8 protein-coding genes and 1 pseudogene are annotated in these 9642 nt (G+C 58.6%); 8 read left to right on the plus strand and 1 reads right to left on the minus strand.

Going from position 1 to position 9642, the window contains the following annotated elements; genetic code table 11:
• A pseudogene (locus tag AC0QUY_RS41490) lies at positions 1-137 on the plus strand (IS3 family transposase); the annotation flags it as partial.
• A gap of 60 nt (positions 138-197) precedes the next feature.
• Here the strand turns inward: AC0QUY_RS41490 and AC0QUY_RS41495 are convergent.
• Positions 198-836, minus strand: coding sequence for a hypothetical protein (locus AC0QUY_RS41495; RefSeq protein ID WP_246738679.1), 639 nt, complete (start codon positions 834-836; stop codon positions 198-200).
• Between the two features lie 520 nt (positions 837-1356).
• Here AC0QUY_RS41495 and AC0QUY_RS41500 point away from each other — a divergent pair.
• From AC0QUY_RS41500 to AC0QUY_RS41530, 7 genes are all read left to right on the plus strand, one after another.
• Positions 1357-2304: an IS3 family transposase gene (locus AC0QUY_RS41500; protein ID WP_202639248.1), complete on the plus strand. Its 948-nt coding sequence runs from the start codon at positions 1357-1359 to the stop codon at positions 2302-2304.
• A 444-nt stretch (positions 2305-2748) separates the two neighbouring features.
• Entirely contained in the window at positions 2749-3708 is a 960-nt protein-coding gene (locus AC0QUY_RS41505; protein ID WP_161851779.1) for a calcium-binding protein, read from the plus strand.
• A gap of 164 nt (positions 3709-3872) precedes the next feature.
• A complete protein-coding gene (locus tag AC0QUY_RS41510; protein WP_474417174.1) occupies positions 3873-4502 on the plus strand; it encodes a methyltransferase domain-containing protein in 630 nt (209 codons plus the stop codon).
• Between the two features lie 132 nt (positions 4503-4634).
• Complete coding sequence (locus tag AC0QUY_RS41515) at positions 4635-6869, plus strand: peptidase domain-containing ABC transporter (RefSeq protein ID WP_161856377.1); 2235 nt, start codon at positions 4635-4637, stop codon at positions 6867-6869.
• Positions 6859-8202, plus strand: a complete 1344-nt coding sequence (locus AC0QUY_RS41520) for an HlyD family type I secretion periplasmic adaptor subunit (protein WP_161851780.1) — start codon at positions 6859-6861, stop codon at positions 8200-8202. Before AC0QUY_RS41515 ends, AC0QUY_RS41520 begins: the two co-directional genes overlap by 11 nt.
• Entirely contained in the window at positions 8199-8630 is a 432-nt protein-coding gene (locus AC0QUY_RS41525; protein WP_475391652.1) for a tetratricopeptide repeat protein, read from the plus strand. Before AC0QUY_RS41520 ends, AC0QUY_RS41525 begins: the two co-directional genes overlap by 4 nt.
• Positions 8631-8831: 201 nt before the next feature.
• Positions 8832-9410 carry a glycosyltransferase gene (locus tag AC0QUY_RS41530; RefSeq protein ID WP_161851781.1) on the plus strand — a complete coding sequence of 193 codons (579 nt, stop codon included), beginning with the start codon at positions 8832-8834 and terminating at the stop codon, positions 9408-9410.
• Positions 9411-9642 lie beyond the last annotated feature (232 nt).

A 9642-nucleotide genomic window follows, 5' to 3' on the forward strand; every position in this document is an offset into this window, starting at 1 on the left:
GGTACTATCTCTCGACCGGGCTCGACGACCTCTCGCGCTACATCGTCGCTTGGCGGCTTGGTCCCACGATGGCCGCCTCCGACGTCATGGCCACGCTCGACCAGGCACTCCTGGCCTCTGACCTCGACCGCGTCACTCAGCGGCCGCCGCCCCTAGTCAAGCGGGTACCCGGTGAGCACCTGCTCAACGTGCGTCGCTCAGGTGAGACGCGGAGCCTTTTCGGCCTCGTCACGTCCCCAGCCGGCGTCCGCGATCGACGTGTCGATCAGCTCGCCGCGCAAGAGCGCGAGCGGCGATTTGTAGTACAGCGCGATGTTGTGGAGGGGATCCGTCAGGACTTTGAAGACCCATACCAGTCCGGTCTGACCGTCACGGGTGACGAAAAGCTGGATCATCCGAAGGAGGGCGCCGCCGATGCCGATGACGAGCCATACCGTGCCGACGTGCCGGATGAAGTCAAGCCACCCGGCAGGCGGATCGAACATGCCAAACAGCGGAAAGACGTACAGTGCGAGCGGCGTCAGGCCCCAGATAATCAAGAGCACAATCTTCCGCATCTGGTTGTAGCCGATCTTGACCGCCTCCTTGTACTCGTTGCTGACTTTGTTCACGTCATCGTAGCCGTTCGGCTCGAAGCAAAAATGTCCGGTCTGCCGCGTCAGCATCGCAAGCCAGCCGACAAGCCCGGCCATTGCAGGGTCCTTGAACAAGAGCGCATAGCAACCGAGGAAGATGAAGGCGCTGATCAAATGCAGCGTCTGATTAATTCTGCTCTGGTGATAGTAACGGTAGTCATCCCACCGCAGTGTTCGCAGCATGTCTGACAAATGGCTCATCATCAATCCTCGATCGTTTTGACGGCGCTGCAGCCATAGGCCGAGTCCGTGACGGCTGCGTGAATGTCAATCGGCCTTTAGATCGCGGTTTGTTGTCAAGCTCCCATTTGGAACCTCCAATGGCACGATGATAGCGCTCGTGCCGTCGGGGCTGGTCAGGGTTGCGCAGACGGCGCGAGCGCGGCTGAGCTGAGTGGTTAGTTCAGGCACTGTATAGGGCTTATAGTTGACCTTGGCATCTCGTTTGATGCCGTGCGGGGGTGATCATTGGCGTCCACAGGCGAGACGCCCAAACACCGGGCCGATAAAACAAACGAGGAATATCGATCACCTGGGAGATGGCGTCTCATGGCGCAATGAGGCGCCTTATGCAAAACCGATGGAACTAGGCTGGCAGGCGTTTGGTCATGCCGGGGATGCGCTCCCATTCGGGGACGGCGTGGCGTGTGTGTCGCCGCTCTAGGGACGGCGATGGATTGTCGGATGTCCGCTCACGATAGAACGTTGGCAAAGATCCCGAATGAGGAAAGATGAAGCGGCTACGTCAGCTCGAAGAAGAGAACGCGAAGTTGAAGCGGATCGTCGCCGACCTGTCTTTGGACAAGGCCATGCTGCAGGATGTTCTTTCAAAAAAGCTCTGAAGCCTGGCCGCAAGCGCGAACTTGTCGACAAGTTGCGCCGCGACTGGAAGGTCTCGATCAGGCGTGCCTGCTCCACCCTCCGGATTGATCGTGCACTTTACGTCTATAAGTCGGGCGACCAGGCCGACCTCAAGCATCGCATCAGAAGCATCTGCGAGACCCGGGTGCGCTACGGTTACCGGCGCGTCCACGTATTGTTGCGGCGGGATGGCTGGTCGGTCAACGTCAAACGCATCCACCGGCTTTACAAGGAACTGGGCTTACAATTGCGCAACAAGACACCCAAGCGCCGCGTCAAGGCCAAGCTGCGCGATGACCGCAAGCCAGCGACGCGATCGAACGAGACCTGGGCGATGGACTTTGTTCATGATCAGCTGGCAACCGGGCGAAGGATTCGGGTGCTCACGATTGTCGATATCCTCTCCCGTTTCTCGCCGGCGCTGGAGCCACGGTACACGTTCCGCGGCATCGACGTCGTGGAGGTGCTGGAAAGAGTCTGCAATGAAGTGGGATTCCCGGCGACGACCCGTGTCGATCAAGGCAGCGAGTTCGTGTCGCGCGATCTTGACCTGTGGGCCTATCAGCGCGGCATCACGCTGGACTTCTCCAGGCCGGGCAAGCCGACAGACAACGGCTTCATCGAATCGTTCAATGGCAAATTCCGCACCGAGTGTCTCAACACGCACTGGTTCATGAGTCTTGACGATGCCCGTGCGAAGATGGAGGATTGGCGTAGAGACTACAACGAGATCCGACCCCACAGCGCGATCGGCAACAAGGCGCCGATATCGCGATTGAATGGCTCATCGGCGCCCCCGCCAGCATGAGCCTAACCGCGGAAAATTCCAGCTGGGGCTGGCCTAGTTTTGGGGAGCACTTCATAACACTCCGAGACTCTAACTGCCGCCGGATGAAAATGCAGTGGCAGGTCACTGGTCCAAAGTTCGGTCTCGCTACAAAGCTCCGAGACTCTAACCGCTGGATGAAATTTAGGTGGTAGGTCACAGAATCTCGCAATGACCGCGGGACAATTAAGCCAACTTGACAGCGCCTCAAACCTGCTAACGCGCTGATTTGATCCTTGACAGGAATTGGGGCCCAGCTTAACATTCACTATAACGCTTATTCACATTCGTTAACGCCCTAATGTTAGCGGTGTGTGTGCGGGGCGAATGCAATCTGTTCGCTCCAGTACAAGTCGGAGCACTAGCCTGAAGCACGTTCGGTTGGCGCGTCGCGTCATCATTAGCGAAACTTGAAAGAGGGTTGCCATGGCCGTCTCGTACCTGACGAAAACTGAGCTGGACCAGTTTCTCCACCATAACGGAAATCACATTGAGGCGAGCGTCAGGTCGGCACTGATCGACTCGTTAGAACGTAGCGGAGTGTATAGCGATCATCCTGGGGATACTTCGAAGGCTGCGTTTCAGTCTGGACCGTTCTCCGGAGGGGCCGTTCCAGCAGGCATTCAGGTTCTCGACGTTGCGCAGTCAACCACCGTCGAGACCACGCCGAACCTGAAGGCGATCATTCTCGATGACGCTGGAGGCAAGACGCTCAACGTGATCGGCGGCCACAATGACGTGTTCATCGCCATGGGAAAAGGTTCCGACAGCGTGAACCTGTATGATTACGGGAACGACACGGTCTATGGCGGCAGCGGCAACGACGCGATCCGCGGCGGGCACGGTAACAGCTCGCTGTTCGGCGGCGCCGGCAACGACAGCATCTATGGTGGCAGCGGCAACGAGACTTTGTCCGGCGGCAGCGGTAACGACTATCTTGAGGCGGGCACCGGCGCTCAGTTGCTAGAAGGTGGCAGCGGCAACGACGTGCTGCAAGACCTATCGTCAGCAGGCCGCAGCACGCTCCTCGGTGGCTACGGCAACGACACGCTAATCGGCGTACAGGGCGATGTCTTTGAGGGCGGCAGCGGCAATGACGTCTTCTGGGTCTACGGCGAGTCAGGATTGAACTCGACGCTGCAGGGAGGAGGCGGCAACGATACGTTCCATCTTCAGACCCACACTGGAAATGATACGATAATAGGCGGCACAGGCTCGGACATCGTGGATTTCGCAGATCGCTCCTCCTTTGATGTTACGAAGATCGATTTCGACGATAAAACCAACTCCTACACGCTGCACTTCGGCGACAACCAGACGGTGGTGGTCAGTGGCGTCGAATATCTCCACTTCACCGATGGAGACGTGCAGTTGCCGAAGCTCTGAACCGGCGCCTGCAAGCTGCGCTGAGAAAGCCCCGCTCGTGGCGGGGCTTTGCCTTTGAGCTCAGCGCTTTGGCATCTCATGGACAAAGTCTTTTCACTGGTGGCTATGTTGTGGTTTGTTAATGTGATTATCTGGCCCTCTCACCACACCCGGTGCAGGAACGGATGTCGTCTGTCACGATGAAGCGATTGCTCAACGCGGGCTCAGGATCCGGTACGGCCCAGCGCATCGCCCGGATGATTCTCGACCAGGGTTGGGAAGAGGCCCGGCTCGACATCGACCCGGATGTCAAACCAGATGTGATCGGCTCGATCCTTGAGTTGAGTGGCGCGTTCAAGCCTCAGTCCTTCAACGCGGTTTGGTCATCGCATGTGCTCGAGCACCTCTATGCGCACGAGGTCTATCCCACATTGCGGCAATTCCACCAGATCCTTAAGCCTGATGGTTTCGCCTTAATCATGAGCCCGGATCTGCAATCGGTCGCTCAATTCATAGTCCAGCATGGCATCGGCGCAATAGCCTATCATTCGCCGGCGGGGCCCATCAGGCCGCTCGACATGCTCTACGGCCATTCGCGCGCGATCGAGGAGGGGCGCGTCCACATGGCCCACCGCACCGGATTTACGGCCGAGCGACTCGGTAATCTCCTGCTGATGGCCGGGTTTCCGACCGTTTCCGTCAGCAGCCAAAATTTCGAGGTCTGTGCGCTCGCGCTGATGCCCGAGGCCGACGGCGAGGCCATCCAGAGGTCTTTGTTAGAATCCGGCTTCAATTTTCAGGAAGCCCAGGCCTGAGGTATCTGTGAGTGCGGCCAGCCATTCCTCACAATTTGAACGATAAGTGCGGCTGGCTTTCTTTGCCGCTCAATGTTATACTCGTAGTTGAACGTGAGCGTCTTAACATAATTGGCAGATCGCTTGACCCCCATGACCGTCCACGGTGCCGATGACCGGAACCTGGCCGATGCGGCACCCGCATCGGCACTGGGGTGCCTGATTATCGTCGCACGACAGCACGGGCTGCACCTCACGTCCTCACAGCTCATCCAAGACAACCTTCTGCCGGACGAGAACGTCACACTGCATCAGCTTGTCCGCTGTGCGGAGAAAGCGGGCATGCGCGCGAAGTGCGTCAAGCTCGATTGGGGCGGACTGTCTCATCTGAAGAAGGCGCTTCCGGTCATCGTTCGGCTTCGGAATGGGAGCCACATGGTGCTCCTGCGTGTCGAGGGAGACGCTCACAATACGCGCATCGTGCTGAGGGATCCGAATGCCGCGGAAGACGCGCTGCTCGTGATCGACCAACCACGATTCGAAGATATCTGGTCCGGCGATCTCGTCCTAATCAAGCGCAATTACGAGATATCGGACGAAGCGCAGCCGTTCAGTTTCGGCCTCGTAGCCGCGCTGTTGTTCCGCGAACGCCGCATGGTCCGCGACGTCGCGATTGCCGCCGCGATCCTTGGGCTTCTTGGCCTGGCGCCGATCATGTTCTGGCGCTTGTTGTCGGACAAGGTGATCTTCTACAAGGCGTACAACACGTTCTATGTGCTCTGCGTCGCGATGCTGGTGGTCATAGCCTTCGAGGCGGCGTTCTCGTTCTTGAGACAGTTCCTTGTCCATCGCTTGACGACCAGGCTGGACGTCAAATTGTCGACCTACGTCTTCGAAAAGGTCCTCAATCTTCCCATCGACTACTTCGAGCAGACGGCGGTCGGCCTCGTCGCGCGCGACATTCGCGAAGTGTTTCGCATCCGATCGTTCCTGATGGGGCAATTGTTCGGCACTATTCTCGACTCTACGACGCTGATGTTCTTCCTGCCCGTCATGTTCTTTTTCAGCCCCGTCATGACCTTCGTGGTTCTCGCCTTGTCGGGCTTGATCGTCGCCTGGCTCGTCCTGATGTTGCCGAATTACCGCAAGGCGTCGACAGCCGTGCTGGCCGCGGAGGGCGCGCAGGGCGCATTTTTGGTTCAAACCTTGAATGGCATCCGGACGATCAAGTCGCTCGCGCTAGATACGCGGCAGCGCCACATGTGGGATGTTCTGGTCGCACGGGTTGCCAGAGCCCGGCTCGTCGAAGGCATGACTGGAAACGCCATCCAGTCGGTCGTGCGTCCGCTGGAGCGGCTGGCCGTCAGCGGCTCCTATGCGCTCGGCGTCTATCTCGCGCTTGAAAGCAACGATCCGGTCTATATCGGGGCGCTGTTCTCATTTCTGCTGTTGTCGCAGCGCGTCTCGGGTCCGCTGATGCAGATGGCGCAGCTCATCAATCAATACGACGAGGCGCGAAGTGCGGTTGCAATCGTCGGCAATCTGGTCAACCGGCCGGCCGAAGAGGGACGTTCCGGCCATGGCGTGCGTTCGCCGCTCGAGGGCAAGGTGGAGTTCTCCGGCGTCACCTTCAAATACAAGGGAGCGCTATCGACGACGCTGAACAACATCTCCTTCGAAATCCCGCTGGGGACTACTTTGGGCGTGATGGGCAAGAGCGGATCCGGCAAGACCACGATTACGCGGCTGTTGCAGCGGCTGCATTCCGACTATGAGGGATTGATCAAGATTGATGGCATCGACGTTCGCGAGTACGACATCGACCATCTCCGTCGTAACGTGGGCGTGGTGCTCCAGGAGAATTTTCTGTTCAGTGGGACCATCCGCGAAAACATCACCGCGGCCAAGCCGGACGCGTCGTTCGATGATGTGGTCAGGGCGGCGAGGCTGGCGGGTGCGGAAGAATTCATCGACAAGCTGCCGCGTGGCTACGAGACGCATATCTATGAAGGTTCGCCGAACCTCTCGGGAGGGCAGCGGCAGCGGCTTGCGATCGCGCGTGCGTTGATCGTCAACCCGCCGATCCTGATCCTCGATGAGGCGACAAGCGCGCTCGACGCCGACAGCGAAGCGATCGTGAACGCCAACATAACGCGCATCGCGCATGGCCGGACGCTGATCATTATCTCGCATCGCCTGTCCTCCCTGACAAAGGCGGATGCAATTCTCGTGGTTAATCGTGGTGTGGTCGACGATATCGGGCGGCATGAGGAGCTCCTGGCGCGCAACGATATCTACAGCTCGCTGTGGTATCAGCAGAACACGCATTTGGTGCCGGCGACCCGCAACGATCAGTCAAGATTCGGGAGTCCGACGCTTGTCTCCTGATGGTGCGCTTGCGACTGTTCGCCAATTTCAATCGGAAACGGATGCGATCCGAGAGGAGGCTGAGCCTCTGGTCGCGCGGGCAACGCTGTTTGTGCTCTCGGCCTTCCTGGTCACGATCGTTGCCATTCTCGCTCTGACGCGGATAGATCGCGTCATCACCAGCGCTGGGGGCCGAATCGTGCCGGTGGGACAGATCAGCGTCCTTCAGGCGCTGGATCCATCGATCATTAAGACGATTGACGTGCGGGAAGGCGAGCAGGTGCAACCGGGACAGCTTATTGCGACCCTGGACGCGACCTTTACGTCGGCGGACCTGACCCAGGCAAAATTGCAGATCGCTAGCCTCGAGACTCAGGTGGCGCGCGATGAAGCCGAGCTGAACCAGCATCCGCTGGTCTTTGCGAGCAAGCCAGATCCGGACTACCAGAAATACGCGGCCTTGCAGCGGGCGCTCTATGATCAGCGGACGGCGCAATATACCGCGCAGATCAATAGTTTCGATTCGAAGATCAAGCAGACCCAGGCGACAATGGAGAAGCTTCGCGGGGACGATGCGAGATATCGGCAGCGTGACGAGATCTTGCAGAAGATCGAGACCATGCGCACGACGCTGGCCGAGCACGGCACGGGCTCGCAGCTCAATATGTTTATCTCCCAGGACACAAGGCTTGAATTGCTGCGGACCCTGGAGAACACCCATAGCAGCCTAATCGAAGCCCAGAATACGCTCGCCGCGTCAATCGCGGACCGTGACGCCTTCAAGCAGCAATGGTTTGCGCAACTGAGTCAGGACCTCGTGACGACCCGCAACAAGCTCGACGAGGCCAGAGCCTCTTATGAGAAGGCGCTCAGGCACCAGGATCTGGTCCGATTGACCGCCGCCGAAGGCTCGGTCGTGTTGACGATGGCAAGGCTCTCGGTCGGGTCGGTGCTGAAGCCCGGCGATCCCTTCATCACCCTGATGCCGACCGACACCAAGCTCGAGGCTGAAATTCGCATCGCCTCGCGCGATGTCGGTTTCATCCGGCCCGGAGACCCCTGCACGATGCGGATCGATGCGTTCAATGCCGCGGAGCATGGTACAGCCGATGGCAAAGTGCGCTGGATCAGCGAGGGCGCCTTCACCACCGACGACGATGGAAAGCCTATCGAAGCCTACTACAAGGCGCGGTGCTCGGTGGAGTCGACCAACTTCAAGGATGTGCCGAAAAACTTCCGCCTGATTCCGGGCATGACGCTTGCGGGAGATGTCCATGTCGGCACGCGGGCGGTCGGAATGTATCTGCTTGGCGGAATGCTGAAAGGCATCCGGGAGGCCATGCGTGAGCCATGACGGCATTGACCCAATCGCTCCTCCAATCGCTTCGGCCCGCGTCTCATGGATCTGAAGAAAGGCGGCTTGGTCCGGCGGAGGCAGCGTTCGAGCGCGGTCACTATCTGGAAGCGCTTAAGCTCTGGAAGCGCGCCTCGCAAAACGGCGACGCGGAAGCGGACTATCGGATCGGCATGCTCTACGCGAAGAACCAGGGGGTAGTGGGCAGCATTCCGGATGCCGTGGTGTGGTGCGAACGCGCGGCGCAGCGAGGTCACGCCGAGGCGCAGTATCAACTCGGTCTGATATATCTGTACGGAGTCAACGCCAGCCTCGGGCCGAATAGGCCGGAGACCTGGCGTCAATCCTCCGCCGCGCGATTGGGCGATACCGCGTCGAATGTGCATCACCTGATTCCCGCACGGGACCAGTGTCGCGAAGGATATTAGCTCCGCGTTTCGCTGGATATCGGCCGCGGCCGAGGCCCGCAAAGCGGATGCTGCAGCGTGTCGGCGCCGTGTTCGAGGATAGGCGTATGCCTATCCTTATCGCTATCCTTACGACTATCCTTTGACATTGTGACCTCGCGACAAACCATTCCGCGAGATCTTCCTAGCCGACCAGATCAGCCCTCAGCGCGTGGTCTCTGCATGAGGCTCACGATCGAGCGCTTTCAGTACTCTTGGCTAGAGCACACGATCATACCACTTGCTGCGCGCGGCGGTTACACGAAGGCGGTGAATGCAGGACTGCGTCAATCGAAAGCGGATGCGGTCGTTCTGCTCAACAGTGATACGATCGTTCCTCCTAGAGGCATTAGGAAGTTGCGCAGTGCTCTTTTCAGCTCGGATGCTCGCGGAATAGTTGGTCCACTCTCAAATGCTGCAAGTTATCAGTCCGTGCCTAGCGTTAAGGGAGCTGTCGGACAAACGGCCATCAATCCTTTACCCGAAGGCATGACTGTTCACGATTTGGATCAGCATCTTGAAGCGAGCTGGAATGGGATCTATCCGCTGACGCCCCTAGTCCACGGTTTTTGTCTGTGTATTCGACGAGCAGTGCTGGAGGCGATTGGCGTGAGAGTGCGTTTCCATTTGGATATGGAGAGGAGAACGATTTTTGTTTTCGTGCGGCGGATGCTGGCTTTGAACTGGCCATTGCCACGAACACGTACGTTTTCCATGCAAAGTCCAAGAGCTACTCCGATGCCGAACGAACCAAGTATATAAAGGCAGGCGCCGAGGCATTGTTCAAGAAGCACTCGAGAGGACGCGTAAAGTCTGCCGTGACGTTTATGGAGTAAGCGGCAAGGAAACCCCGTCTGGCGGAGTGGGTAAGCGATCGGCTATCGGCTGCTGAGTTTGTGAGCCGATGTGAGCTTCTATGTCTGCGCCTAGTTCTGGAACTAGAACCTTCCATATGATCGAAGCGGTCGCCGACCGTCTTGAGGGAGCGCCGCGG

This window comes from Bradyrhizobium sp. WYCCWR15520 (assembly GCF_056174665.1).